At 58.0% G+C, this 26,567-nt stretch carries 25 protein-coding genes and 1 pseudogene; 13 read left to right on the forward strand and 13 right to left on the reverse strand.

Annotated elements, in window-relative coordinates; genetic code table 11:
* Positions 1-30 precede the first annotated feature (30 nt).
* From ACZCWR_RS25570 to ACZCWR_RS25605, 8 genes are all read right to left on the reverse strand, one after another.
* Positions 31-432 (reverse strand): HAD family hydrolase, encoded by a 402-nt coding sequence (locus ACZCWR_RS25570; RefSeq protein WP_487305821.1) that lies wholly within the window; start codon positions 430-432, stop codon positions 31-33.
* Positions 433-613: 181 nt separating this feature from the next.
* A complete protein-coding gene (locus ACZCWR_RS25575) occupies positions 614-1,381 on the reverse strand; it encodes an ATP-binding cassette domain-containing protein (RefSeq protein WP_487306146.1) in 768 nt (255 codons plus the stop codon).
* Complete coding sequence (locus ACZCWR_RS25580; RefSeq protein WP_488876522.1) at positions 1,368-2,183, reverse strand: ABC transporter permease; 816 nt, start codon at positions 2,181-2,183, stop codon at positions 1,368-1,370. Before ACZCWR_RS25580 ends, ACZCWR_RS25575 begins: the two co-directional genes overlap by 14 nt.
* Positions 2,180-2,869, reverse strand: coding sequence for an ABC transporter permease (locus ACZCWR_RS25585; protein ID WP_487305822.1), 690 nt, complete (start codon positions 2,867-2,869; stop codon positions 2,180-2,182). The genes ACZCWR_RS25580 and ACZCWR_RS25585 overlap by 4 nt, the downstream gene beginning before the upstream one ends.
* Positions 2,870-2,950: 81 nt before the next feature.
* Complete coding sequence (locus ACZCWR_RS25590) at positions 2,951-3,736, reverse strand: ABC transporter substrate-binding protein (RefSeq protein ID WP_487305823.1); 786 nt, start codon at positions 3,734-3,736, stop codon at positions 2,951-2,953.
* A gap of 61 nt (positions 3,737-3,797) precedes the next feature.
* Positions 3,798-5,117, reverse strand: a complete 1,320-nt coding sequence (locus ACZCWR_RS25595) for an acetyl ornithine aminotransferase family protein (protein ID WP_487305824.1) — start codon at positions 5,115-5,117, stop codon at positions 3,798-3,800.
* Positions 5,118-5,135: 18 nt separating this feature from the next.
* On the reverse strand, positions 5,136-6,716 hold the full coding sequence (locus ACZCWR_RS25600) for an aldehyde dehydrogenase family protein (protein WP_487305825.1): 1,581 nt from the start codon (positions 6,714-6,716) through the stop codon (positions 5,136-5,138).
* 1 nt (position 6,717) lies between these two features.
* A complete protein-coding gene (locus ACZCWR_RS25605) occupies positions 6,718-8,046 on the reverse strand; it encodes an aminotransferase family protein (protein ID WP_487305826.1) in 1,329 nt (442 codons plus the stop codon).
* 287 nt (positions 8,047-8,333) lie between these two features.
* Here ACZCWR_RS25605 and ACZCWR_RS25610 point away from each other — a divergent pair, with 287 nt between their 5' ends.
* Both ACZCWR_RS25610 and ACZCWR_RS25615 read left to right on the forward strand, forming a co-directional pair.
* On the forward strand, positions 8,334-9,203 hold the full coding sequence (locus ACZCWR_RS25610) for a MurR/RpiR family transcriptional regulator (protein ID WP_487305827.1): 870 nt from the start codon (positions 8,334-8,336) through the stop codon (positions 9,201-9,203).
* A gap of 177 nt (positions 9,204-9,380) precedes the next feature.
* Positions 9,381-10,298 carry a LysR family transcriptional regulator gene (locus tag ACZCWR_RS25615; protein WP_487305828.1) on the forward strand — a complete coding sequence of 306 codons (918 nt, stop codon included), beginning with the start codon at positions 9,381-9,383 and terminating at the stop codon, positions 10,296-10,298.
* A gap of 86 nt (positions 10,299-10,384) precedes the next feature.
* Here ACZCWR_RS25615 and ACZCWR_RS25620 read toward each other — a convergent pair whose 3' ends face one another.
* The 3 genes from ACZCWR_RS25620 to ACZCWR_RS25630 form a co-directional block, all read right to left on the reverse strand.
* On the reverse strand, positions 10,385-11,278 hold the full coding sequence (locus ACZCWR_RS25620; protein WP_487305829.1) for a hypothetical protein: 894 nt from the start codon (positions 11,276-11,278) through the stop codon (positions 10,385-10,387).
* Positions 11,279-11,549: 271 nt separating this feature from the next.
* A complete protein-coding gene (locus ACZCWR_RS25625) occupies positions 11,550-12,278 on the reverse strand; it encodes a hypothetical protein (protein WP_487305830.1) in 729 nt (242 codons plus the stop codon).
* Positions 12,279-12,715: 437 nt separating this feature from the next.
* Positions 12,716-13,636, reverse strand: coding sequence for a helix-turn-helix transcriptional regulator (locus ACZCWR_RS25630; RefSeq protein ID WP_487305831.1), 921 nt, complete (start codon positions 13,634-13,636; stop codon positions 12,716-12,718).
* 147 nt (positions 13,637-13,783) lie between these two features.
* Between ACZCWR_RS25630 and ACZCWR_RS25635 the strand changes: the two genes are divergently transcribed.
* From ACZCWR_RS25635 to ACZCWR_RS25680, 10 genes are all read left to right on the forward strand, one after another.
* Complete coding sequence (locus ACZCWR_RS25635; RefSeq protein WP_487305832.1) at positions 13,784-15,025, forward strand: substrate-binding domain-containing protein; 1,242 nt, start codon at positions 13,784-13,786, stop codon at positions 15,023-15,025.
* A gap of 47 nt (positions 15,026-15,072) precedes the next feature.
* Positions 15,073-16,593 carry a sugar ABC transporter ATP-binding protein gene (locus ACZCWR_RS25640; RefSeq protein WP_487305833.1) on the forward strand — a complete coding sequence of 507 codons (1,521 nt, stop codon included), beginning with the start codon at positions 15,073-15,075 and terminating at the stop codon, positions 16,591-16,593.
* Complete coding sequence (locus tag ACZCWR_RS25645; protein WP_487305834.1) at positions 16,577-17,530, forward strand: ABC transporter permease; 954 nt, start codon at positions 16,577-16,579, stop codon at positions 17,528-17,530. Before ACZCWR_RS25640 ends, ACZCWR_RS25645 begins: the two co-directional genes overlap by 17 nt.
* Positions 17,527-18,498: an ABC transporter permease gene (locus ACZCWR_RS25650; RefSeq protein ID WP_487305835.1), complete on the forward strand. Its 972-nt coding sequence runs from the start codon at positions 17,527-17,529 to the stop codon at positions 18,496-18,498. Before ACZCWR_RS25645 ends, ACZCWR_RS25650 begins: the two co-directional genes overlap by 4 nt.
* Positions 18,499-18,555: 57 nt before the next feature.
* Complete coding sequence (locus tag ACZCWR_RS25655) at positions 18,556-19,626, forward strand: 2,3-butanediol dehydrogenase (protein WP_487305836.1); 1,071 nt, start codon at positions 18,556-18,558, stop codon at positions 19,624-19,626.
* A gap of 4 nt (positions 19,627-19,630) precedes the next feature.
* A complete protein-coding gene (locus ACZCWR_RS25660; protein WP_487305837.1) occupies positions 19,631-20,539 on the forward strand; it encodes an NAD(P)-dependent oxidoreductase in 909 nt (302 codons plus the stop codon).
* Positions 20,540-20,566: 27 nt separating this feature from the next.
* The gene (locus ACZCWR_RS25665; protein WP_487305838.1) at positions 20,567-20,851 is read left to right on the forward strand and encodes a YciI family protein; all 285 of its coding nucleotides are present in this window, start codon (positions 20,567-20,569) and stop codon (positions 20,849-20,851) included.
* Positions 20,852-20,872: 21 nt separating this feature from the next.
* Positions 20,873-21,736, forward strand: a complete 864-nt coding sequence (locus ACZCWR_RS25670) for an intradiol ring-cleavage dioxygenase (RefSeq protein WP_487305839.1) — start codon at positions 20,873-20,875, stop codon at positions 21,734-21,736.
* Complete coding sequence (locus ACZCWR_RS25675) at positions 21,733-22,812, forward strand: maleylacetate reductase (RefSeq protein WP_487305840.1); 1,080 nt, start codon at positions 21,733-21,735, stop codon at positions 22,810-22,812. The genes ACZCWR_RS25670 and ACZCWR_RS25675 overlap by 4 nt, the downstream gene beginning before the upstream one ends.
* A gap of 73 nt (positions 22,813-22,885) precedes the next feature.
* The gene (locus tag ACZCWR_RS25680) at positions 22,886-23,956 is read left to right on the forward strand and encodes an SDR family oxidoreductase (RefSeq protein ID WP_487305841.1); all 1,071 of its coding nucleotides are present in this window, start codon (positions 22,886-22,888) and stop codon (positions 23,954-23,956) included.
* Positions 23,957-24,398: 442 nt separating this feature from the next.
* Here ACZCWR_RS25680 and ACZCWR_RS25685 read toward each other — a convergent pair whose 3' ends face one another.
* Complete coding sequence (locus tag ACZCWR_RS25685) at positions 24,399-24,686, reverse strand: DUF4148 domain-containing protein (protein WP_487305842.1); 288 nt, start codon at positions 24,684-24,686, stop codon at positions 24,399-24,401.
* A 149-nt stretch (positions 24,687-24,835) separates the two neighbouring features.
* The gene (locus tag ACZCWR_RS25690; protein WP_487305843.1) at positions 24,836-25,111 is read right to left on the reverse strand and encodes a DUF4148 domain-containing protein; all 276 of its coding nucleotides are present in this window, start codon (positions 25,109-25,111) and stop codon (positions 24,836-24,838) included.
* 58 nt (positions 25,112-25,169) lie between these two features.
* On the opposite strand from ACZCWR_RS25690, the pseudogene ACZCWR_RS25695 reads away from it, so the two are divergent.
* Positions 25,170-26,549: pseudogene (locus ACZCWR_RS25695) on the forward strand (efflux transporter outer membrane subunit); the annotation flags it as partial.
* Between the last annotated feature and the right edge of the window lie 18 nt (positions 26,550-26,567).

The following is a 26,567-nucleotide window of genomic DNA, read 5'->3' on the forward strand; positions in this document are numbered from 1 at the left end:
ATTGCTCTGAGGGCTCGATGGTGACGAGCGCTAGAAAATTGCCGATGAATCAGTTAGCGCTTGATTTAGACTGACGAAGCTGCTTATGCCGGCGTTGCGAGCTTCCTCCATCTCGTGCTCATCCATGCCAATGGCAATTATCCGGTCCGCTGGGACTGAAAGCGTTTGGATCGCAACAGCAAACCGTGGTCCGTGGCTGACTGCTGATAAGATTGCGGAGAATTCTGTTACGCCACTGTGGCCCAATGTCTCGCTGATCGCGTTATTAAGCTTTTCGGCATCAAAATCGCTTAACAGCAAGACCGGATAGCCCTCATCGCGTACCTGTGAAAGGAACTTGTTCAAGGACTCTTTTTCTCGCGAAGAAGCGTCTCCGCTTAGCGCATTACTCCATAGCAAATCCATGTTTGCTATGATTGCTTCGAATGCCATCACAAACTCCCACAAAGTCGATAAGCAATACTCCCACTAGCGTCATCCTGAACATCTCGCGTCTCTCGAGCAAGTTCAACTCTGGGTTTCTGGCACGCAGAACCAAGAGGACCATTACTCTAAAACGCAAATGGTGGGTGCGAGATCGGACTCGCACCACGTCCCTCTACTTATCTCACTGTTACTTAAGCGCGCCCCGCAAGAATTGCTGAAGCCGTTCGCTTTTTCCGTTAGTAAGAACTTCGCTTGGCGCCCCTTCCTCATCGACGACGCCCTGATGTAGAAAAACCACTTTCTGCGACACTTCACGCGCGAACGCCATTTCGTGCGTAACCACCACCATCGTCCGACCCTCGCGTGCGAGATCTTTCATCACGCCAAGCACCTCTCCGACCAGCTCAGGATCAAGCGCTGACGTGGGCTCGTCGAAAAGTAGGACCTGTGGGTCAACAGCCAAAGCACGCGCGATCGCAACTCGCTGCTGCATGCCCCCTGACAGTTGAGATGGATAAGAGTCCATCACCTTGTCAGGATCCAGTTTGACCTTCGCCAACATCTCCCGAGCAGTCCTCTGAGCTTCACCGCGAGATACATTCTGGACGCGCATCGGCGCTAACATAATGTTCTCTGCTACGGTCAGATGTGCCCAAAGATTGAAGTGCTGGAAGACCATGGCGAGACGGGTCCGCATGCGCTCAAGCTGTCGGCGGTCGACTGCGGTTAGGCCGTCGCGGGTCGGTCGCAAACGGATCTCCTCACCTCCGACAGTGATGCTTCCTTCCGACGGATGCTCAAGCAGATTAATGCAGCGAAGCAGCGTACTCTTACCGGATCCACTCGAGCCAATGATGCTGATTACGTCACCGCGCGAAGCGCTGATCGAAACGCCCTTAAGCACTTCGTGATCGCCGAAGCGTTTGTGGATATTAACAAGCTCAAGAGCGGACATCATTACCCTCGTGACTATGGAAAGCGTTTAACGACGACTTTTCACTTGGTTGTGGCGACTTGCTGGAAGCACGCTTTTTTGAAGACTGCGAGCCGTGGCTTACGGTCAAATGGCGCATCCATTTCTTCTCTGCCATACGAAAGATCTGGAAGAGAGTAAATGTAGACACTGCGTACAAAATAAGGGCTGCTATGTACGGCTCGTAAGGAGCGGCGTATCTCATACTGACTGCGCGAGCTACTCCAGCCAAGTCGTAAAGCGTAACCGCCGATGCCAAGGCTGTGCCATGCAAGGTGAAAATCACTTCATTACTGTAAGCTGGAAGCGCCCTTCTGAGTGCACCGGGAAGCAGCACGTAGCGCATCCTTCCCCACCAGCTCATACCATACGCAACTGCCGCTTCAACCTCTCCTGGCGCGGTAGAACGAAGCGAGCCAGCGAATATTTCACATGTGTAGGCGGCGGTGTTCAGACTGAAAGCAAGCCACGCACAAATATGGGCATTGCGCAAAAACGTCCACGCCCAGCTCTCCCGGACGAAGCTGATTTCGGCAAGACCGTAATAGATCACGTACAGCTGTATCAGCAACGGAGTGCCTCTAAACACATAGGTAAACATCCATACCGGACCGCTTACCCAGACTCGCTTGGAAACGCGCATGACAGTGAGCGGCAACGCGAGCAGGAACCCTAAAAGCAGGGAGGTGAGTAGAAGCTCGACGGTGAGAAGCAAACCGGATGTAACGCCGTTGCTACCCCACAAGAACATCGCAAGGTTGTCGAAGACAATGTTGAAGTTCAAAGCACCACCTCACGGGTACCAAGCGAGTAACGGTGGTTTAATCCACGCAACAGCCATAGCGACACACTCGTTATGGTGAGGTAAACTAACCCTGCGACACAGAAGAAAATCAAAAGGTGATGTGTCGCACGACCAGCTGCCGTTGATAAGAACACGAGCTCATTCAGACTTACCATGGACGTGATAGCAGAGGCTTTTACAAGCACAAGCCAATTATTGCTGATACCCGGCAAGGCAAACCGCATCATCTGTGGGAACAAGATGCGAAACATGACCGTCGACCGGCGCAATCCAAAAGCGTAACCCGCCTCCATCTGCCCTTTTGACACTGCGAGAATCGCTCCTCGAAACGTCTCGGCAAGGTAGCCTCCATAGACCAATCCTAGGATTGTGACGCTAGCCGTGAACGCATCAATGTCGACATGGGTGTCGGGTGAAACTTTTTCGACGACGGTATTGAGTAAAGCCTGGCCGCCGTAATAGAGAAACAATAGCCAAACAAAGTCCGGCGCACATCGAGCCAGGCTCGTGTAGGTTTTGGCAACCGCAATCAGTACGCCATTCCGTGATGTCCCGGCCGCCGCGGTAGCGAGCCCAAGCACGAAAGCAATAATCAATGCTCCGAACGCTACCTTGATGGTGACGACCGCCCCGGTGATGACGGCGTCGCTATAGCCGTAAAGCATTCTTGTCTCCTGAATCTACGTCATCTTGTCCACGCAAGAAGTTGCGTATAGCCGATCTTTCATAATCGGCTTAACGCGACGTTAGTTGCCGGTGTAGATATCGAACGTGAAATAACGTTTCGCGATCTGCTCATAGACGCCGTTCGCCCGAATCTGTGCGAGAGCTTGGTTGAGTTGATTGACCAGGTCGGGATCAGTCTTTCGTACGCCAATGCCAACGCCACTGCCAAAGTACTTCGGATCGTCAACGGCATGACCCGCGAAACCGAATGCGGACCCATCCGGAGTCTTCAAGAAGCTGGAAGCGGCGAGAGGCGTATCTTGCAGAGAGGCATCGATGCGCCCTGTGCGGAGATCAGCGAATACCTCGTCTTGTGTCGGGTAAGAAACGACCGTCGCACCCGCCGGAGCCAAGACGGCGTTTGCAAATGCTTCATGCGGCGTCGAGCGTTGCACACCGACACGCTTCCCGGCCAAGGTCGCAGGTTTCGCTGCATCGAATGTTGCGCCCTTCGCAGCGACTAACCGAGCACTAGCAGCATAGTACTTGTCGGTAAATGAAATCTTTTCCTTACGTTCATTGGTGATCGTCATGGACGAAAGGATTGCGTCGAATTTCCGACTGGACAGTGCCGGGATCATTCCGTCCCAATCTTGCACTACCCAAGTACACTTTGCATGCATCTGCGCACACAAGGCGTTCCCAATATCTACGTCGAATCCCTTAGGCTTCCCATCGCCGCCCATTTCATTGAACGGAGGATACGCACCTTCGACGCCCAAACGAATGTCTGTCCAAGACTTGGCATAAGCGCCCATTGACAAGGAAAGAGCAAGTACGGCAGACGCAAACTTCATCATTTTCATATCGCACTCCACTGAGATCTAGTTTTAGCTGACCGGTGGACCCCGGTCAGTGCTTGCTGCCTTAGAGAAGCTCTTTCAGCGACTCTTCCAGGATTGTGAGCGCTTCATCAGCGATGGTTTTCGAGACCGTAAGTGGCGGCATGAGGCGCAGCGTGCTCGCTCCGCACGTGAGCAAAAGCAGCCCGTTCCGCCAAGCCTGTGTCAGAAGATCATTTGCCAGCTTCTTCGCCGGCGTGCGCGTGCTACGGCCCTCAATCAACTCAACGCCGATCATCAAGCCTTTGCCGCGAACCTCGCCGATTACGTCGGGGTAACGCGTCTGGAGTTCGCGCAGACGACCCATCATGTACTCGCCCATTTGCGCAGCGTTTTCCATGAGGCCGTTTCGTACAAGGCGCAATGTGGCGGAAGCAGCGGCACAACACACGGGATTTCCACCATACGTGTTTCCGTGTGCGCCACGCTTCCACTGACTCATAATCGAGCGTTTAGCGGCGACGAGACCAATGGGCATTCCGGAGCCCAGCCCCTTCGCCATCGTGACAATGTCCGGCCGCACGTTCCAGTGCTCGCATGCAAACATTTTCCCAGTGCGGCCGGCACCAGCTTGAACCTCATCCGCAATCAGCAAAATGCCGTGACGGTCACAGAGCGCTCGCAGGCCTGCAAGAAAGCCGTCGGGCGGAACCAGATAACCGCCCTCGCCTTGAATGGGCTCTACAAGAATGCCAGCCACTTCGTTGGCCGGAACGTTGCTCTGGAAGAGCACGTTCTCGATGTAGTCCAGTACGGCCTTCCCTTGGTCTGCACCCGCGAGCAAGGGGCGATAGTTATTCGGATAAGGCACATGCGTCACCCCAGGCATCGTGGGGAAGAAGCCAACTTGTTGGGTGTATTTACTCGCCGTGAAAGACAGCGAGCCCATCGTCCGGCCATGAAACCCACCAAGAAAACCGATGAACCGTTGGCGACCAGTCACGCTGCGCGCCAACTTCAATGCGCCTTCGACGGCTTCTGTGCCTGAATTACAGAAAAAACTCATTGCTGGCTCACCGAACGGCGCAATTTCAGCAACCAGCTCAGCCAAAGCGATCTGTTCCTCGTGCCAATAGTCCGAAGAGATATGGAGGAAGTGATCGGTCGCTCCCTTGATTGCATTGACCACATCCGGGTGCGCATGGCCTGTCGAGCAAACGGCAATGCCCGCCGCAAAGTCAATGAACCTATTGCCATCGACGTCCCAAACCTCGGTGTCGCGCCCGTGACTCATAACGAATTCATAGTCACGCGGATACGAGGGGGAGACAACCGCCAGATCCCGGGCCAGCATAGCTTTTGCCTTCGGGCCTGGCAGTTTGGTTTTGATATGTTCGGATTTCATGTGTCTTCCTTATGTCTATTAGATTTGTGGATGAATTCGGGTTTGAGACTGCTCCCTCATATACATTGGGAGATAGTAGTCAGACGCGATAGCCTTGCCCGTAGTGCCCGATCCCTTCCATCCACCGAACGGCTGGTAGCCCGGCCACGCTCCAGTTGTTGCTCCCTGAGGGCGATTTGCGTAAGTAACTCCCGCCTCTACGTTCTCAAAGAACCAGTCAACTTCCGCTTCCGATCCATAGAATCCTGCCGTCAAACCAAAGTCGCTTCTGTTCAGCAGATCCAAGCCTTGCTCCGAACTGCTTACCCTGGCCAGCATTACGATTGGGGCGAACATTTCCGTCTGCCACAGCGGATGGTTGAGTGGGCTCTCAGCCAAAGTCGGCTCGCAAAAGAAGCCTTCTGCGAATCCCGCGTCTGTCAGTGTATTGCCGCCCGCAAGGATAGTTGAACCGTTTTCACGCAGTTGTCCGCAAAACTCTTTGAAGCCATCGAATCCTCGCCGAGTGGTGACGGGACCGATCCAATTGGCGGCCGCTTGCGGAGTACCAATCGAGATCTTCTTCATTTCAGCGAGAAGTCGGGCAATCAGACTGTCCGCTACGGCTTCGTGAACATATATGCGCGATAGGGCCGAGCACTTCTGTCCGGACATTCCGAACGCAGAACGGACAATACCCTGTGCAGCTACATCTATGTCTGCATGCTCAGAGACAAGCACAGCATTTTTTCCGCCCATCTCTGCGATAATCGGACGCGGAATCTTTTGGGCTGCTTGTGTACGGGAGATACTCATCCCCGCCTTGTACGATCCAGTGAACGTAACACCGCCAATGTCTTTATGGCTAACAAGCGCCTCGCCCACCGGCGTAGCATCACCCACCAGGTAGTTGAACACGCCTGCGGGGATCCCGGCATCGTGAATACATTGCGCAAGCAGGTATCCTGCCCATGGAGTGTCAGTCGAGCCTTTCAGAACGACTGTGTTCCCAGTAACCAGCGCGGCCGCCGTCGGGCCACCAGCAAGTGCGAAAGGAAAATTGAACGGCGCGATCACCGCCCAGACACCGTAGGGCTTCAGCACGCTGCGGTTCCGAATCACTACATCGCGCATCGGGTCGTTCGGAAGCTTCCGGTCGAAGCCGTTGTTCGTCTCCATTGCGAGCGCATAGATCTCGAAAAATTCCGCGACCTCGGCAACCTTCCCGATCGCCTCCATTCGATTTTTTCCCACCTCCAGCGAAACGGCCACCGCAATAGAGTAGGTCCGCGCACGTACCAATTCGGCGACGCGACGCATCAGCCGGATCCGCTCGGCAAGGGGGGTCGCACTCCAAGCGCGCTGAGCCCGCTTTGCAGCTTGAACGGCCGCCTCTACATCGGCGGTGTTAGCTAGTGCAAAACGGCCGAGCACACTCGCCCTATTTGCAGGATTTCTAGCCTCAATATGAGACGTTCCGCCAGACCATTGACCATCGATGTACATTGCATACTCTTCCCCGAGTCGCTGATTGACAGCTTCCAACTCGGCTTCGAAATTGGTATGCAGTTCCGCTGGCGGATCAAACATCGTCGAATAAGTGAGCTTGAAGTCACTCATTTCAAATCTCCTGTGCTATTGGATAGAGCTCTTTTTCATACTCGCCGACCAACTCCTCCAGAACGTCCAGCGCATATTGCAGCTGTTCTTCTTCGATGTTGAGCGGTGGTGCAATGACTATGAGGTTGCTTCTGACTGCAAACGAAACGCCGCGCTCTCGACCGCGATCGACGATTCGGCGCAGGAGAGCGGACGTATCCCCCCATCGAACAACCGGTTTTGCAGTTTCAGGATCTGAAACTAACTCAATGATTGCAAAAAGGCCGTCGCAGCGGACGTCGCCGACCATCCTGAAGCGTGACTTCATGCCTCGCAGGCGAGCGCAAAGCAGTGCGCCCATGTCCTCCGCGCGCTCAATCAGCCGCTCCTCTTTGTATGTTTCGATTGCTGCCAATCCAGCAGCACAACACAGCGGATGGCCGCTGTAGGTCAATCCCGTGTACAACATTTGTCCCTCGAGCTTCCGAGAGATGTCTGCTGACACGACCACCGCACCCAAAGGCAGATGCCCGCCCGTCAACCCTTTCGCGAGGGTCATCATGTCAGGACGGCCAGCCTCGCCGTAACGTTGCCAGGCGAACCATCGTCCCGTTCGGCCAAAACCACTCATTACCTCGTCGGCGATGAGCGGAATTGCATGACTCCTAGTTAAGCGTCGCAACTTTGGCCAGTACTCAGGTGGCGCGATAATTCCATTAGTACCAGCACTGGGCTCCATCAGGACGGCAGCGATCGTGCCAGGATTTTCCCAACCTACTACGTCATCAATGTAGTCGGCGCACCTGATACCGCATTCGCCGTACTTCAAGCTGAATGGGCAGCGATAGCAGTACGGCGGAGGTACGTGGACAACTTCAGCCATTCCCGGAGCTTGTTGAGTCGTCCGGGGGTCGCCAGACAGTGCACTTGTCGAAGGCGATGCGCCGTGATACGACCGATAGCGCGTGATGACTTTGCCATTGGGCAACCCTCTAGCCCAGCGCGCGAATTTGACTGCATTTTCGTTCGCGTCTGCTCCGCCTAGCGTGAAGAACACTCGTCCGCCTTCGAAGCCACTGACTTCAAGCAGGCGCGCCGCAAGCTCCGCTCGGCTTTTTGCACCCCACTCCGAGGTAACGAAACAGAGCTCCTCTGCTTGCTTTTTGATCGCCGCGATGACACGAGGGTGTTGATGCCCAAGGTTGTTCGACTCGGCCAAACTACTCATGTCGATATATTCGCGGCCCTGCTCGTCAACAAACAACGCACCCCGACCGCCGACAATCGTCGGCGCATTCCATGTGGTTTGAATGCACCATGTATGCATGACCACGTCTTTCTCGCGCACCACGTTACCTCCATAAATTTGCCTGCCTAGCTTGCTGCTCACGATACAACATCTGTTCAATTTATCAAAATAATTTCACACATGATCTATTGTGCGGCGCACTAGAGGGTTTACCCGCCAAAACGATCTGGCGGGTTGTTGGTCGGGACAAGCGGCGTTGGGGCCTTTGGTGAGCACGTAGCCTTGGAAGCGAAGCACCGATCCCTATTTAGGGGTTCGTGTTTCAACTGATCTGATTTACCATTTGGTAAATTTGACTGGCGCGTTAATCAGGCTCACAGGAGTGCGCGATGAACAAGGAAAGCTTGGAGGAGTTGATCAAGAGCAACTTCTCGAGCCTTACGCCGAAACTGCGTGCGGCTGCGCGTTACGTTCTTGATGCACCAAAAGAGGTTGCCTTATTGTCGATGCGTTCGCTTTCGTCGAACGCCGGCTTGCAGCCGGCTTCCATGCTGAGACTTGCACGGGTACTGGGCTTCGAGAATTACGAGGCTTTCCGAGCCGTCTATACAGAGTGGCTGTCGAACCAAGACAGCACTTTTTTGAAGCGCGCTGCTAGCTTACGTCGCCGTTCGCGTCCGGATGACGCGAATCCGCTCCTAGCTGAGGCTTTCAACACTGAGATCGCCAACCTTGACCAGACTTTCGGTAATCAGAATGCTTCGGCGTTTCGATCGGCAGAGGAATTGTTGGGTCAGGCACGCTCCATATATATACTCGGGCTGAGAAGTCTCTTTCCCGCGGCTTATTATTTTCACTACGTGTGTGGAATGTTCCGCGGCAACACAACGTTGCTTACAGGTGTAGGCGGCACAATTGTTGACGAATTGCGAAGGATTGGTGACGCAGATGTCTTGCTTGCTTTTAGCCTGGCGCCCTATGCCGCAACCGCAGTGAAGGCTTGCGACTATGCGCGCGATCGCGGAGCAAAAGTTGTAGCTGTCACGGACAGCACGGTTTCACCCATTGCTGTGGGTGCGCACGCTATTCTGCTGGCTCCGAACGCTAGCCCCTCCCTCGTTCCATCAATCTTGCCTGCTATCGCAGTAGCGCAAATGCTGGCAAATTTGATGGTGGCACAAGGTAAAGAGGAGATGCTGGAAGAAATCTCTAATAGCGAAGCGCAGCTGGAGCGATTCTCCGTGTATGTGACCCAATAGCAAGTCACGATGCGGCGACTGCCAAGAAGCGCTGTTCGGTGAGAGTAAAAATTGTATTCGGCGCGTTATGTTGCCTGCAGTAGGAGCCTTAGATGGCTCCGCGTGTAGACTTATCGTCCGTGAGATTGATCTTGAGAAGCGCTCTGGTGGATCGCCAGCACCCAACTTCCGAACTATATGACCCTCGATCAACTTCGCGTGTTTGTCACGGTAGCCGAGCAGCAGCATGTGACTCGCGCTGCCGACATGTTAGCGTTGTCCCAGTCCGCAGTGAGCAGTTCTATTTCTGCGTTGGAAGCACAATACGACGTTAAATTGTTTCACCGCATACGCAGAAGCATCGTCTTGACCGACCTGGGACAGGCATTCCTCGTAGAGGCTCGAGCAGTCTTAGCGCGCTCACTAGCTGCGTCGAACGTTCTAGCGGACCTAGCCGGATTGCGTCGTGGGACTCTGTCGCTTGCAGCGAGCCAAACAGTTGCGAATTATTGGATGCCGATGGTAATGCAGCGCTTTCGGGAGGCGTACCCCGGGATTGTATTGAAACTGTCAATTAGCAATACAGATCATGTCGTTCGCCAGATAAATGATGGAATGGTGGACCTTGGCTTTGTGGAAGACCAGATAGATGCCGACGCCGTGGAGATCCGAACAGTTGCCCGCGACGAGCTCATTATAGTCGTTGCTCCTAGCCATCCATGGGCTAATCCAGCGTTCTCGCCTTCCGAGATTGACCTACGATCAACGGACTGGGTCTTGCGCGAAAAAGGATCAGGCACACGCCGAGTTTTTGAGAAGTTCGTACAAAGCTTCGGTATCGATGCTTCAAAACTTAGGGTAGGCATGGAACTACCTTCGAACGAAGCAATAAGGACTGCGGTAGAGGTTGGCGCTGGTGCGACAGTGATGTCGCGCCTTGTCGCCGCCGCGTCGCTTCGCGCGGGAACCCTTGCTACTGTAGACCGACCTGCGTATCTACGAGAGTTTCTATTACTGAAACACAAACAGCGCTACGTCACTGATGCCATGCGCGTTTTTATTGAAATGGCGCTGGCTCAACCCCTTATTCCCGCAATCAGCGACACCGCGGATTAAACGCATGTTACGAAGACAAAAACAGTCCGCGGTATGGCTGACTCCTCCTTGTCTCTGGCGTGGTTGCACGCGCGCAACGGCTATTCTCAATGGCCCCAATGTGCTAAGCCGAAGATGATCTTTTGATAGTTTAGAAACGCTACGCCCAACGTTGAAATAAATATCAGCGCAGTAACAACGGGGTTATTCTTTACAAGTTCGACAAGAGCTATCGGATGCACGAAGTATTTGTCAGTGAAGGTCGCATTCGTCTTTAGACTTTTATCGTGTGTCCGGTCAAAAATATTCGCAAGAATATCGACCTTTCGAAGGGTCGACTGGTGCAGTTTCAAGTACTCACCGTTCACAAAGGCTTCGGCTTCTTCTGCGCCCTGTAAAGCATCAACGTCCGAAATACGGTTCATTTCGACTATGCTCATCAACCGGCCTTTTCGGCCGCTCGGTGATTTGTGGGGTGCGTACGTCAGGCCGTACAACGTGACGAGTTCTCGGGCCAAGTCAAACTTGCGATGATCCTGCAAGACCGTCGGTTGCCCGCCGAGCACTCGGTATCGATGCTCCAGCGCGGAGAATCCGTAGTTGTCGTCCCGCATGTTCCAGTGAATGAACGTGCTGTCGGTGTTTCTCGACAAAAAATCAAAGTAGCCATCGAGCATGTCTCGCTCGAACGGATCAAGAGTCGCCGAAAGCACCCCTGCAGGAATGCCTGCGGACCCTCCCGGACCTGCTGCTGCAGCAGCTGCTGCGGCGGCCGCGCCGGCAGCAGGAAGAATCGCCGTCAAAGCCGGTAATTGCCCCTTCAGCTCGGCCGATTTGTGTATTGACCATGTCTTTGTCTGGGCGGATTTCAAGTTTCGAACGGCGATAGATGTGACTCGAGTCGATCCGCCTACCGCAGGTTGCCCTGGAGCTACGTAAAACGACTCGCATGAGTAATGGATCAAATATGCGTTGATCGAATCATCGTAGATCTCGTTCAACTTCTTTCTGCTTTTTGACCGCTCTCTAATACGAGAAATCTCTGACGAACTCATCCCGTCCTCTTACTTTGTCCCGACGCTTACGCGTGCACCCCTGCACGGCACAGCGACCGATCGATCATCCAAAAGAATTTAATGCCTGCACCATGGCAGCAGCGTAGGCCATTCGACGGACTTGCCCTTGTACACAGGTGTCTCATCATCGTGAAACACATTCGGTCGTTCTTCAGCCTTGTTTGGATTGGTGGTCACCAAGCGCAATGTCTTCAGGTCACGGGCATCCGCTTGCTCGAACTGTCTCCCTGACGGTCGAGATAGTGCCCGCGTCACTTATAGAAGTCGCAGACGAACGACTTGGACGCGCCTGCCGACGCTCTTCCGCGCGCGCGATCAACGCTGCGAGTTCGCAATTAAGATCTGCATCCTTGGCGCCGGGACGCCACGGCACGCAGCCGTTTTTCTTCCGCGTTTCCCGCGCCAACGCTAAGGCATCGCGCGCTGCCCTCGCGCTTGCAAGGTTCACTTCATCATAAAGACCGATCGAATCGCCGAAGTCAGCGAATACGCACAGTTCCTCCCGCTCCGTATGAATTCGCGCGGGAAAATCCCGCAAATCTGACACGACGCGCCGGCTGAAGCGTTGCCATTGGATCCGTTCGGGAAAGAGGAAGGGCGGGAGCATGACACTCGCCATCATCTCTTGATGACCCGCGCGCTCGATGCCATCGCGCTCGAACCCATTGCCCTCCCCGGCGCTTCGTGCCCACTCGGCTCGATGTATCATGGCGCGACACGCACGTGCATAGGCTTCGAGCGAGAGCGCGACCTCAAGCGCTGCGTCGCCACGTTCACGTCGGCGTGAAAATCTGTTCCGAAGACCTTGCATGAGCAAGACAACAATTGAACTTACTGCACTGGACGTCGCGACAACGGAAATCCAGTCCGGCCAGTTGATCTGCGCCAGAAAATCCGGCACCTGGTGCCATTGCGTCTGCCACATGAGCGTCCCTTCGAAACCACGAAAGCGAAAGTATATGAAAGATCGTGCACTTCTCTAATCTCTCGTTGCCTCATTCGATGGCGTGTATCGCATTTACGACGGCCTCACTTCCAAAAATTGGTTAGTGATGGTACCGACCGAAAATACGGCAAAGCATTGCGCGTGCTAATCGCAAGGTGGGGCATTTTGCACCACTTGATCTGCGCTATTCTGACGTTTCTCCGCAGCCCAGCAAGACATGCCAGAGTCTATTAACACGACAGCAATCAAGGCTTGTACGCGTCCCACCTCATTCGACCCGCCGAGACAGGCTTTACTCAGCGATACGACGGGAGTCCGTGTCACGGGCAGGCGTATGCGCCGCGCGTCGCCGTGCCCATTCTTAGCGTTGGCTTCCTATCATCACGCCGAAAACAGTAGAGCTCGCCCTCAAGGAGCTATCCACTGCGCCCCGATTTGGAAACTCGAGACTTCCGGAACGTATCAAGTACGGTTGCAGCGTGAACAGGAATAGCAGCCGCATTGCTGGCTTTCATCAGCGCCTCGATACGCTGAGCAGTATCCGTTGAAGGCGCCGGCGTGTAGACCATGATGCGCATCCCCGGCGCATCAGGCACTTCCAGCGATAGGGCGTCGAGTTCGAGTAACCCTGCCACCGGATGCTCGATCACCTTGCGCCAGTCGCTGCGCTTGAGCACTTCATGCTCCGCCCACCAGCGGCAGAAGTCCGCATCCGTATCGCTGAGTTCTTCGACGAGATCACGCAGAAAAACCTCTCCGGAAGGCCGAAGAATATAGTCGCCTCGAAACTGCGCCAATACGCATTTCGCGTAGGCATCCCAGCCCTGAAAAAGCGCACGCGCGCCGTCTTGCTGAAACGTGAACCACAGCAGATTGCAGCGACCTGCGGGCATTTTGCGAAAGTCGGCGAACACCCGTACAGCCGCTTCGTTCCACGTCACATAATTCCAATTGCCGTCGACGACATATGCTGGCATGTTGCCAAGCTGATCGAGCATCCGACGAACTGTGTCCGTCACGTTTTGCGCAATCGGATACGGGCCAGGCGGCGTGTAATGGTTGGCGAGCTCGAACAGATGCGTGCGCTCGTGCGGCGAGAGCTTCAGCGCATTTGCCAGGCTTTCGATTGTCTTAAACGAGACATTCACTTCCCTGCCCTGTTCGAGCCATGCATACCAAGTCACGCTGATACCTGCGCGCTCCGCAACCTCTTCGCGGCGCAGTCCTGGTGTTTTGCGCCGCGTGCCGCTTGGAAAGTCGATGTCCTTGGGCCGAAGACGTGCACGACGCGTCTTTAGGAAATCGGCCAGTTCGTTCAGACGCTGCTGTTTTTCCATGTTTCGTCTCCTCACTCTTTCCCTGTTACTGCCATTACTAGTAATGCCAATTGCTAGATGCGCTCCGACAACCGTGCCAAATTGACGCCGTCGGGGAGCACGCCGTGTCCGAAGCGGCGGCAACGCAGGCCATCGAAGCCCTAACCGGTGCGTCTGACCGCTAGACTCGTTGGAAGGTCGGTACAACGACGCGCGGCTCCCCCGACGGATATTAAAACATTTACGGAGACACTCATGCGTCGTTCGACCCGCTTTCAGCGCGCAAGCATATTTGCCGCTGCAGCAATCACATTGACGGCTTCCTGCGCCGCTCGAGCAGACTACACTGGCGCCGCGCGCACGTTCCTGTTCAATCCGGCGGTGCAGATTCCGTTCTCCGATACCTCGAAGTTCAAGAAGAAGCCGCCATATGTTATTGGCTTCTCCAATGCGGGACTCGGCGACAGCTGGCGGGTTGTGATGCAACACTCGCTAATGAAAGCTGCGGCAGACCATCCCGACCAGATCAAACAATTGCTCATCACCAACGGGAACATGGACGACGCCAAACAGGCCGCCGACATTCAGGATCTGATCTCGCGCGGCGTGGACCTGCTCATCGTCAGTGCGAACACGCAAAAGGCGCTCGACCCCGTTGTCACGCGCGCGATGAAACAGGGCATTCCCGTCGTGATGGTTGACCGGCGCATTTCATCGGATAACTTCGTATCATTCGTGACGGGATCCGATGCGATGATGGGCCGCGTGTGGGCGCAATGGATCGTCGAGAAGCTGCATGGCAAGGGCAACGTCATCATGCTGGCGGGCCAGGCGGGCTCAAGCGTTAGCGCCGACCGTGAAGCGGCCGCGCACCAAGTGTTCTCGCAATATCCCGGCATCAAAGTGCTCGACACGGTCTACTCCGACTGGAGCCCCGTAAAGGCCAAGCAGCAGATGCAGGCGATGATCGCAAAATACGGGCGCTCAATTAATGCCGTCTGGTGCGCGCACGGCTTGCCCGTCGCAGGCTCGATCGAAGCGTTCCTCGCGGCGGGCTTCAAGCCCGGCGAAATTCCACCGCACACGACAGCCGACCTTAACGGTCCGCTGCAACTGGCGCTGCAATACAAGATTCCGATGCTTGAAATTGGCTATCCGCCTTCAATGGGCGGTACGTCACTCGATGTCGCGCTCAAGGTTTTGCAGGGCCAACCGCTGCCGAAAATCTTCGAGATCAGCCCGCAGATCGCGCTGACGCGCGGCGACGAGACAGCATCAGTGCCGCATCCCGACCAGTACATCGATCAGGTGGTTGATGCCAAGGGTCCGCCCGACAAGATCATCGACGGCGGCATGGGAGCGGACTACAACCCATCGACGTTCAAGATCAAGCTGCCGGGTGAAAAATGAACGCGAACATAATAGGTTTTTCAGGTGGAAGCGCTCCACCGCCCGACGTGATCCAGGTCAGCGACATCGTCAAGCAGTTTCCTGGCGTCAAGAGCCTTGATGACGTGAGCTTCGGCGTACGCGGCGGAGAAATTCACGCACTGGTCGGCGAGAATGGCGCGGGCAAATCGACACTGATGAAAGTGCTCGCGGGCGTGTATCTGCCAGACGAGGGCGCATTGTGCTTCGACGGTCAGCCCGTCGCGTGGAAGTCCCCCGCAGACGCAAAGGCGCACGGGGTTCACATCATCTATCAGGAACTCGTGCTGTTTCCGCAGTCGAGCGTCGCGCAGAACATCTTCGCGGGGATCGAACCTTGCACACGGCTCGGCACGATCGACCACCGCAAGATGAACGAGCGCGCCGCGACGCTGCTGCATGAGCTCGGCGTACAACTCGATCCGCGCGAGCGGGTCGGCGCGCTCTCTGTCGCGAGCCAGCAGATGGTTGAGATTGCAAAGGCGATGGCGAGCGAGATACGCGTCCTTATCCTCGACGAACCGACTGCCGTCATCGCCGGCAAGGAGGTGCAACTTCTGTTCGAACGGCTGCGCGTGCTGCGCGAGCGAGGCGTCGCCATTATCTACATCTCGCACCGACTCGACGAAATCTTCGAACTGTGCGACCGCGTGACCGTCATGAAGGACGGCCGCAAGATCGGTACACAGCTAGTGTCGGAAACTACACGCGCCGATCTCGTGCGCATGATGGTCGGCCGCGAAATGAAAGACATCTATCCGCCCAAGCCTACGTTGCCCCCTGGCGGCACGGTGCTCATGAAGGTCGACGGTCTGAACGTTGGAGATCGCGTCTTCGACGCGTCGCTATGTGTACACGCTGGCGAGATTGTCGGGCTCGCGGGTATGGTCGGCTCGGGCCGCACGGAACTCGCATCCGGCTTGTTCGGCGCGCTGCCCGCACGCGGCACGGTCGAAGTGCGTGGCACGCGCCATACGCGTATGACGCCGGCAACGGCGATTCGCCTCGGTCTCGGCTTCGTCACGGAAGACCGTAAATCCGAAGGTTTGCTGATGTACCTGAACGTCGCGCAGAACGTCACGGCGACTACCCTACGACGCGTGTCCCGTTTCGGGTTGCTGAGAGCCAAAGAAGAGCGCACGGCAGGCGCGGATGCCATCCGCGAATACGGCATCGCAGGCGCCCGACCGGCGGGCAGCGTCGCAACGCTGTCGGGCGGCAACCAGCAAAAGGTACTCATCAGCCGATGGGTACGCGTGTGCACCGGCGTGCTGATTCTCGACGAACCAACCCGTGGGGTCGACATCGGCGCAAAGGCCGAAATCTATCGCCTCATGCGCGAACTGACGAATCGCGGCCTCGGCATCCTGATGATCAGTTCCGAGCTACAGGAAGTCATCGGCATGTCCAACCGCGTGCTGGTGATGCGCGAAGGGCGTATCGCGGGCGAAGTCAGCGGCCAGCAGATGACCGAGCACGACATCATGGCGCTCGCGACGGGCGGCACGCAGCTCACGCAGACGGGAGGCGCTCATGCGTACGCTCATTAGACGCCACGTCGCACCGAACGCAGCGCCATTCATCGTCGCAGTGTTGATCGCGGTGCTGTTCGTCACGGGCACAAGCGTCAACGACCGCTTCTCCACGCTGTCCAATCTGCTGAACGTCCATCAGCAGGCGACGGGCCTTGCGCTCGTCGCGCTGGGGCAGACGCTGGCCGTTCTAACAGGCGGCATCGATCTGTCCGTTGGTTCGTTGATCAGCGTGACAGCCACGCTCACATCCGGCATCTCCGATGCGACCCACGGCGGTTGGGGCACGGCGATTTCGGCCGCGATTGCGTTGTCTGCGTTGGTGGGACTGGCCAATGGTCTGCTCGTGCTCTCGCTGCGTGTGCATCCGCTGATCATCACGCTGGGTATGGGTGCCATTCTGCAAGGCGGCATCCTGTATTACGCGAACGGCCCCGCAGGCAGCGTGCCGGACGGCTTCGACGCGCTGGCTTATGGACGCTACGCCAACGTGCCCGTCACCGCCACCGTCGTGCTGCTTCTTTATGCCGGTGTGTCGTACTTCATGCGCAATACGCGCCTAGGCCGGTACGTCTATCTCGTCGGCGACGACGACAACGCGGCAACGCTCTCGGGCATTCCGCGCAAACGGGTGATTCTATCCGTCTACACGTTCTCGTCCCTCTGCGCCGGCCTCACGGGCATTTATCTCGCCGCCCAGTTCGGCTCGGGTCAGCCGTATCTCGGCGCCAACTACACGCTTGCATCCATAACGCCCGTGGTCGTCGGCGGCACGATTCTGAGCGGGGGGCGCGGCGGCGTCGTCGGCACGTTGCTTGGTGTGTACCTGCTCAGCATGCTCAACAACCTGATCAACTTTGCCGGCGTGCCGTCCCAGTATCAGCTCATCGTGCAGGGCATCGCGATCATCGCGGCCGTCTGCGTCAACGTTCAGCAGAAACGGAGGCTCGCATGAACTCGATTGCTCCGCGCAGCGAAGCCACACCGTTGCGCACGCTGTCGCTGCGTGTCATACAGCGCTATGGCATCTATCTGTTTCTCGTGGTGCTGATTGCGCTTTCGGGCGCGTGGTCGCCCACTTTCCTTCGTGCCGATAACGTCGTCAACATGCTGGTGCAGTTCGCGCCGCTTGGCATCGTCGTGATTGGCCAGGTGTTCGTGATTCTCGTGGGCGGACTCGATCTGTCCGTGGCCTCTGTGATGGCGACGGCGGCCGTGACCGCCACTGCGTTCGACGATACGAACCATTCGGCGCCAGCTGTGTTTGGCGTCACGCTCGTACTGTGCATTGGTTCCGGGCTGCTCAATGGCCTGCTTGTCACGAAGCGTCAGGTGTCGCCGTTTCTCGCGACCTTCGCCACCGCCGTCGTGCTCGACGGCCTGCGCTTCGCCTACACGCAGGGCGCGCCTTCCGGCAACGTACCACCGCTTTTTCACGTGATGGGAACAGGCTCGATCGCGGCAGTGCCCGTCAACGTGCTGTTGCTGTTCGTGTGCACTATCGTGTTCGGCACATTGCTGCATCTGTCCACGTTCGGACGGCGCGTGTACATGGTGGGCGGCAACGCCGTTGCCGCGAGACTGGTCGGCGTGAGCCCCGACACCGTGCGTATCGCGTGTTACGTGATTAGTGCGCTGCTTGCGGGGCTGGCGGGACTGATCCTGTCAGGCTATGTCGGCATCGTCGACAACTGGGTGGGGCGCGGTTTCGAACTCGATTCGATCGTCGCCGCTGTGATGGGCGGGCTCGCGCTCTCCGGCGGCCGCGGCTCGCTGCTGGGCGGCCTCGCGGGTGCAGCCATTCTCGTCATCGTCTTCAACATCGTGCTGCTGATCGGCATGCCCGTGCAGGCGCAGATCATCGTCAAGGGCGTCATCATCATCGGCGCATCCGCGTGCTACGTGAGCCGCCGGCAACGCTGAATCTTCCAGATCCATACGAGGCCATTCGAAATGGCCCGTCTAACCAAGGAGTCGAATATGAGAGCAGTGCGTTTTCACTGTGCGCACGATATCCGGGTCGAGAACGTCCCCGACCCGACGAGCATGGGCGCGAGCCAGATGATCGTCAAACCGCTGTGGTGCGGCATCTGCGGAACCGACCTGCACGAGTATCAGGCGGGTCCCATCGTCGTGCCGACCGAGCCGCATGCGTTGACGGGAGCAAAAGCGCCTCAGGTTCTCGGTCATGAGTTCAGTGCGGAGGTCGTCGAAGTCGGCAAGGACGTGAAGAATGTGCAGCGCGGTGACCGCATCTCGGTGATGCCGCTCGCATCGTGTGGTCAGTGCTACTACTGCGCGCGCGGCATGCGCCATCTCTGCACGAAGATGGGTTGCGTCGGGCTCAGTTGGGACGGCGGCGGGATGGCGGAATACACCGTGCTCAACGACTATCACGCGAATCGCCTGCCCGACACCGTCAGCGACAAGCAGGGTGCGCTGATCGAGCCAGCCGCCGTCGCGCTGTATGCCGTGGACCGGGGCGGCGTCACGGTCGGCTCGACGGTGCTGATTACAGGGGCGGGCCCGATCGGCGTGCTCGCTGCCCTCGCCTGTCACGGAGCGGGAGCCACGAAGATCTTCGTCAGCGAACCCAACGCGGCGCGCGCCGCAAAGATGGCCGGCTTTGGCGTCACGACTGAAATCTTCGACCCCTCCGACGGCGACCTGCCGCAAAAGATTCGCGATTTGACAGAAGGCGTGGGCGTCGACGTTGCGATTGAATGCGCGGGCCACCAGCATGCGCTGAACGCCTGCGTCGATGCCGTGCGTTCGGCGGGCGCCGTGGTCCAGGCAGGTCTGCACGTCGGCACAGCCAGAGTCGACCCAATGAAATGGTCGCTGAAGGACATTCGAATCGAGGGAACGTGGTGTTACCCCGTGACCATCTGGCCGCGCATCATTGGCATGATTGCGAACGGCAAATTTCCGGTGGAAAAGCTCATCCACGACCTGATCAATGCCGACGATGTCGTCGAAAAAGGCTTTGACGTGCTAAGCGACAAAGGCAGCGACAAGATGAAAATCCTCATCAATCCCCAAGTACGGTGACGACATGCCCCAAACGCAAGAGAAACACAACGCACAACAGATCGGCTGGATCGGCCTCGGCAAGATGGGCACGCCAATCCTGCGCAATCTTCTCGCCGCGGGCTTCGACGTGACCGTCTATGACGTCGACCCAGCGCGCATTGACGAAGGGGTTCGGCTTGGCGCCCGCGGCGCCGAGGACCTCGCCAGCGTCGCGCGTTCGGTCCCGCTCGTGTTCTCGATCATCCCCGACGACGCCGTATTGCGTAAGGTCGCGTTCGGCGCACACGGTGTGATCAAAAACGCACCCGAGGGCGCCGTCTATATCGACATGAGCACGGTATCGCCCACAGCGTCGGGTGAAGTTCGCGACGCGGCGCGCGAGCGCGGAATTGGCTATATTTGCGCGCCCGTCTCGGGCAGCACCGTCCTTGCAGAGAAGGCGCAGCTCACCGTGTTCGCATCCGGCCCTCGAGACGCGTACGGCCGCGCGTTGCCCGTCTTCCAGGCCATGTCGGCACGCCAGTACTACGTCGGCGAGGAGCAGCAGGCACGTTATCTGAAGCTCGCCATCAATCATCTCGTCGGCTCCACGGCCGTGCTGCTGGCTGAAGCGCTCACCCTCGGCACAAAGGGCGGCCTCGACTGGGCCGAGATGCTGGAGGTGATCGGCGATAGCGTCGCGGCGTCCCCGCTCGTCAAATACAAACTCGATCCGCTGAAGAAGCGGGACTTTTCCCCTGCCTTTTCGTCGCGGCAAATGCTCAAGGACATGTCACTCGTGGTCGATGCGGGGGCGGACGCCGGCGTACCGATGACAGCCGCCGCGCTCGTACGGGAGCAGTTCGCACGCTACGCCGCGGGAGATGGCGCGGATCTGGATTTCTTTTCCATTGTGCGCGCTGTCGAGGCGCAGGCCGGAATTTGTCGCTGACTTTCTTAATCTAAACCAGGAGTTGGAATGCACTACACCGTCTACTGCCTCGACCATGACAACATGGTCGAACGCCGCCTTGCCCACTACGAAGAACACAAGGCCTATCTGACCACCTCACCCGTCAAGATGGTCATGTCGGGCCCGCTGCTGGCAGGCGATGAGGAAACGATGATTGGCAGTTTCTTTCTGTTCGAAGCCGACGAGATTGAGGATGTCATGCGTTTTAACAGCAACGACCCTTTCAACAAGGCCGCAATTTGGCGCAGCGTTGATATCCGTCCGTTCCTCAAGCGCGTCGACAACCGCTAGTTATATCAACCTAATCGATTCATGCAAAACCTCGACGAGAACACCATCACGGATGCGGTACTCGCACGCCACGAGCATGCACCCGATGAACGGCTCAAGACAATCGTCACGAGCCTCGTGCGGCATCTGCACGCCTTCACTCGCGAAGTCGGTCTGACCGAACGCGAATGGGAAGCCGGCATCCGCTTTCTGACCGACGTCGGTCATATCACTGACGACCGCCGTCAGGAGTTCATTCTGCTGTCAGATACGCTGGGCCTGTCGATGCTCGTGACGGCAATGGCGAATCGCAAGCCTGATGGCTGCACGGAAGCGACCGTTTTCGGCCCGTTCTTCGTCGAGAATGCGCCGGAATATCGTAACGGCGACGACGTGGCTAACGGCGCGCGCGGCGAACCGTGCTTCGTGTCGGGTGTCGTGCGCGGCCAAGACGGCGAGCCGGTGAGCGGTGCACGCATCGAAGTCTGGCAGGCGGATGCCGATGGCTTCTACGACGTCCAGACAGGTGACGCCGAGACGCATCGCGCAAGAGGTGTGCTGCATAGCCTTGCCGATGGCCGCTATCACTTTCGGTCGATCGTGGCAGAGGCCTATCCCATTCCGCACGATGGTCCGGTCGGACGCATGCTCAAGGCGCTGGGGCGACATCCCTGGCGCCCGGCACATCTGCATTTCATGATTACGGCGCCCGGTTATGACCGACTCGTCACGCACGTTTTCCGAGACGGTGATCCTTACCTGGACTCGGACGCCGTGTTCGGCGTGCGTTCGTCGCTGATCGCGCCCTGGATCCGTCACGATTGCGGCAAGGCGCCCGACGGCACGGTGATGACGACGCCATTCAGCACGCTCTCGTTCGACTTCGTTCTGAGTCAATCCTCATGAATTCCTTCACCTACACCAGCCGGCCCGGTCGCATCGTCTTCGGCACAGGGGCGATCGAGCGCCTCGCCGTTGAGCTAGACGAACTGGGCATCCGGCGCGCGCTCGTGATGTGCACGCCCGAGCAGTGCTTTCTTGCTGATCGCGTGCGCAAGCTCGCAGGCGAGCGCTGCGCCGACATATTCGATCGGGCCGTCATGCATGTACCCGTTGAAACCGCGCGTGAGGGGGTCGCGGCCGCGCTCGCAGCGGGCGCGGATGGACTTGTCGCAGCGGGTGGTGGCTCCACGCTCGGACTCGCGAAAGCCATTGCGCTCGAAACCTCGCTGCCGATTCTCGCGATTCCGACCACGTATGCCGGCTCCGAGGTTACGCCTATCTACGGAATGACTTCGGCGAGCGAGAAGAAAACCGGCAAGAGTTATCGCGTGCTACCGCGCACCGTAATCTACGATCCGTGCCTCACCCTGACCTTGCCCGCGTCGCTCTCGGCGACGAGCGGGCTCAACGCGATTGCGCATGCAGCAGAGGGGCTCTATGCACAAGACGCCAATCCCGTGATGTCGCTGTTCGCCGAAGAAGGCATTCGCAGCCTTGCGAATGCCTTGCCGCGTATCGTCAGGCAGCCCGACGACACCGCGGCACGCGAAGCCGCCCAGTATGGTGCGTGGTTGTGCGGAACCGTATTGGGGAGTGTCGGCATGGCGCTGCATCACAAGCTGTGTCACACGCTCGGCGGAACATTTAATCTGCCGCATGCGGAGACGCATGCGGTCATGCTGCCCTATTCGATGGCATTCAATCTGCCCTCCGCACCAGACGCACACAAACGGCTGTGCAAGGCGCTGGAAACGCGAGAACCAGCGGCCGCCCTGCACGACCTTGGCCGCTCGCTCGGTACCCCCGCGTCTCTCGGCGCGCTAGGGCTTCGTTTGACCGACATCGATGCCGCCGCCACGGTGGCGATGCAGACTCCGTACTACAACCCCAGACCCCTCTCGCATGCAGCGGTGCATCGCCTGCTGACATGTGCTTTCGACGGCATACGGCCCGACAGCCGGACCTTTCCTATCGTGTAGTCCGCTTCCGCTGGCGAAAGCGAGCATTCGCAGATTCTTCCTGCCAACACTAATATTATCGACATCGATCTTCATGAAAAAACGGGCACTCATCATCGGCGCGACGGGCATCGTCGGCGGCAATCTCGCGCAACATCTGCTGGCATCCGGAGGCTGGCATGTAACGGGTCTCTCACGCGGACGCACGAAAGTGGCCGATGGCGTCGAGTCCATTACCGCGGATCTCACTTCCTCAAAATCTGTCACGGATGCGCTGCAAGGTCAGCACTTCACGCACGTGTACTTCACCGCGTGGTCGCGACAGGCAACCGAGCGCGAGAACATCGAAGTAAACGGCGCAATGGTCCACCATGTCTTGGATGCGCTCGGTCCATCGGGCAAGCTCGAACACGCCGCGCTCGTCACGGGTCTCAAGCATTACTTGGGGCCTTTTGAAGCTTATGCACAAGGCAACGTCCCGCTTACGCCGTTTCGCGAGGAACAAGGACGGCAACCGGTCGATAATTTCTATTACGAGCAGGAAGACCGGCTGTTCGAAGCCGCGCGTCAATATGGCTTCGGCTGGAGCGTGCACCGACCGCACACTATCATCGGTTTCGCCCTTGGCAACGCTATGAACATGGGCGTCACGCTCGCCGTTTACGCAACGCTGTGCAAGGAAACGGGGCAGCCGTTCATGTTTCCGGGTTCGGCCGCTCAATGGAACTATCTCACGGATATGACCGACGCGCGCCTGCTTGCGCGGCATCTGGAGTGGGCGTCCACTACGCCCGCCGCGCGCAACGAGGACTTCAACGTCGTCAATGGAGACGTGTTCCGGTGGAAGTGGATGTGGTCACAACTCGCGCAGTATTTCGGCATCGAGCCCGCGCCTTTCGACGGTGAAACGCGTCCGCTTGAACATCGCATGCAGAATGCGGACAGGCAGTGGGCGGACATCGCGGGCCGCTACCAACTGAAGGAACCGGCTATAGAAAAGCTCGTGTCGTGGTGGCATACGGACGCCGATCTCGGGCGTCCGATGGAAGTGCTGACTGACATGGGCAAGAGCCGAAAAGCCGGTTTCCTTGATTATCAGTCAACTCAAGATGCGTTCTTCGCGCTCTTCAATAAACTAAAGCGCGAGCGGATCATTCCTTCCTAAGGCGTAGGTTCCCTAGAGCGGCCATTCGATCCTGTGGTCGGCGACATACCCCGTCTATCAAACACCAGTCGGATTACAGCTACCCCTCCCGCGTGAGGTACTCGGCCATCCGGGTACAGTTTTCTCGCTCATTTCGATAGGAAAAGGTCATCTCGCCCGTTTGAGCAGCGCGATCAGCATCTCGAGCGTCGGGTTGCCGCCCGGCGAAAGGGTGCGATAGATCGGTGGCCGGCTTCAGCCGTCCGCACGAGCTATTTCACCCACGCCGCCTGCAGCATTCACCTTATGCGCATGGCGTCGCGTCGCAGACGCAGTCTGATGTGAATGCTCGATCGGTGTTAAGCCTTGCGACAGCTTCGCACCTGTTGACGTGCAGCGCACGATATCCGCGCGACGGGCGGGCGCTTGCGGCGCGCCGCCTTGCGTGTCGCACCCATCCCGCTTAGTTATTGGTCTGCGTGTCGACGCCGCCATAGGCCGTTGCACCCTTGCTTTCATGTTGCTCGGCAAAAGTGGCTTTATTGCGCGCGATGGCGCGCGCGCTTGGGGGATAGTTCGTTCCATTAGAAGGCAGCAGACCTTGCGCTTCGGCTTGAACGAGTTGTTGCTTGACCTCGGCCTGCGTGAGGCCGCTCGTCTGCGTCTGCGTCTGCGTCTGCGTCTGCGCCTGCGCATGGACTGCGACGCCAACGGTTAAAGAAGCGGTAAGCAACAAAAGCGTCTTCTTCACGATCGGTCCTTCGAAAACTAAATGCGTTAGTTTGGTTTGCAGGAAGAGCTGGCGAAGCGCGGGCCGTGATCGCGAGCAAAGGCGTCGTGCGATACTGTGCTCAGCGCGCAAACGAGGCTCAAAAGCGCTCGCGTATGCGGTCCATCGCATCATTGCGATGCCTCACTGTTGTTGAAATCGCCGCTTGCCTGGGTGTTGGCATACGCGCCGCCATATGCAGCGTGCGAGGCGACCTTTGCTTCGGCGGCTTCCAGCGCCTGCGGATACCCGGCGTCGTGCGTGCTCGGACGATAGCCCGCAGCTTCTACCTGAGCGAGTTCTGCTCGCACTTGCGCACGCGTCACGTGACCCGGCGCCGATTGCGCGAAAGCTGCGCACGGCATCACGGTCGCGGCCGCCAGCACAGCACTCATCAACTTGTTCATCGTCTCTACCCTCACTAATTCACGAAGGAATGGCGGAGGGTGACTGGCTTGCGTATTTATCGCGGCGTGTTCGACTGTTCCGAATTATCGGCCGCCCGAAGTCGCCGTGCCCGCGCACTTCGCGTCCGCGCCCGGCTGGTCTGTGGCTTCGCCGTCTGATCAGCAGGCGCGCGGTCCGTGGTGGACGCTCTTTCGGGACCCGACGCTCGAAGCGCTCGAAGCGCGCGTCGACGTATCGAACCAAACGCTCAAGAAAGCCGTCGCTCAGCTTCAACAGGCGAGAACGATGGTCGACTATCAGCGGGCCGGTTTCTGGCCTACGATTTCGACGAGCCTCAGCCAGAATCGCACACGGACATCGGCGAATCTGGAAGGGAAATCGCTCGCCGGAAAGACCGTGCCGGACTATGCCGTCGGTCTGTCGGCATCGTGGGAGCCCGACCTCTTCGGTCGAATCCGCGATGCAACGCTCAGTGCCCAAGCCAACGCGGATGCAAGCGCGGCCGATTTGGAAGCGGTTCGTCTGTCCGTGACGAGCCAGCTCGCCATCGACTACTTCAACCTGCGCTCCCTGGACACACAGAAGAAGCTTCTTGACGATTCGATCGATGCGTATTCGGCTGCGCTTAAGCTGCTGAATCAGCAACTCGCGAACGGCGCAATCGACGCCTCGGCGGTCGCGCAGGCCCAGACGCAACTCGAAAGCACGCGCACGCAGGCAACGGAAGCCGCCTCGCAACGAGCGCAATCTGAACACGCGATCGCAACGCTGGTCGGAGAGCCGGCTTCGACCTTCTCCATTGCGCCGGCCGTCCAACCGTTTGCATTGCCGTCGATTCCCGTGGCGCTGCCCTCACAACTGGTGGAGCGCCGCCCAGACATCGCCGCCGCGGAACGGCGTGTCGTCGCCGCCAATGCGCAAATCGGCGTGGCGCGCGCCGCATACTTTCCAAGCCTCGTGCTCGGCGCGAACGTCGGCCTTGAAAGCACGTTCTTCGCGCCATGGCTGACCGCGCCGAGTCTCTTCTGGTCGCTCGGCCCTCAACTGGCGACAACAATCTTCGACGGCGGCCGCCGGTCCGCGACGCTCGCCGATGCACGCGCGCAATACGAAGGCGTTGCCGCCGATTATCGCCAGACCGTGCTCACCTCATTTCAGCAGGTCGAAGACGAGCTCACCGCGCTAGCCGCGCTCGCGGAGGAAGCCCGAAGCCAGCGCCGCGCATCCGATGCCGCCGCGCTGTCGCTCAAGCTCACCAACAACCGGTTTCAGGCAGGCGCCGTGAGTTATCTGGACGTCGTGACAGCACAGACGATCGCCCTGAGCAACGAAAAAACGGCAGACCAGATCGACGCGCGACGCGTAATCGCGTCCGTCAGTCTGCTTATCGCCCTTGGCGGCGACTGGAGCGCGTCAGGTAAGCGCGCCGCCGAATGACACATCAACGAAGCTGGC

This window comes from Caballeronia sp. A2-2, assembly GCF_057612605.2.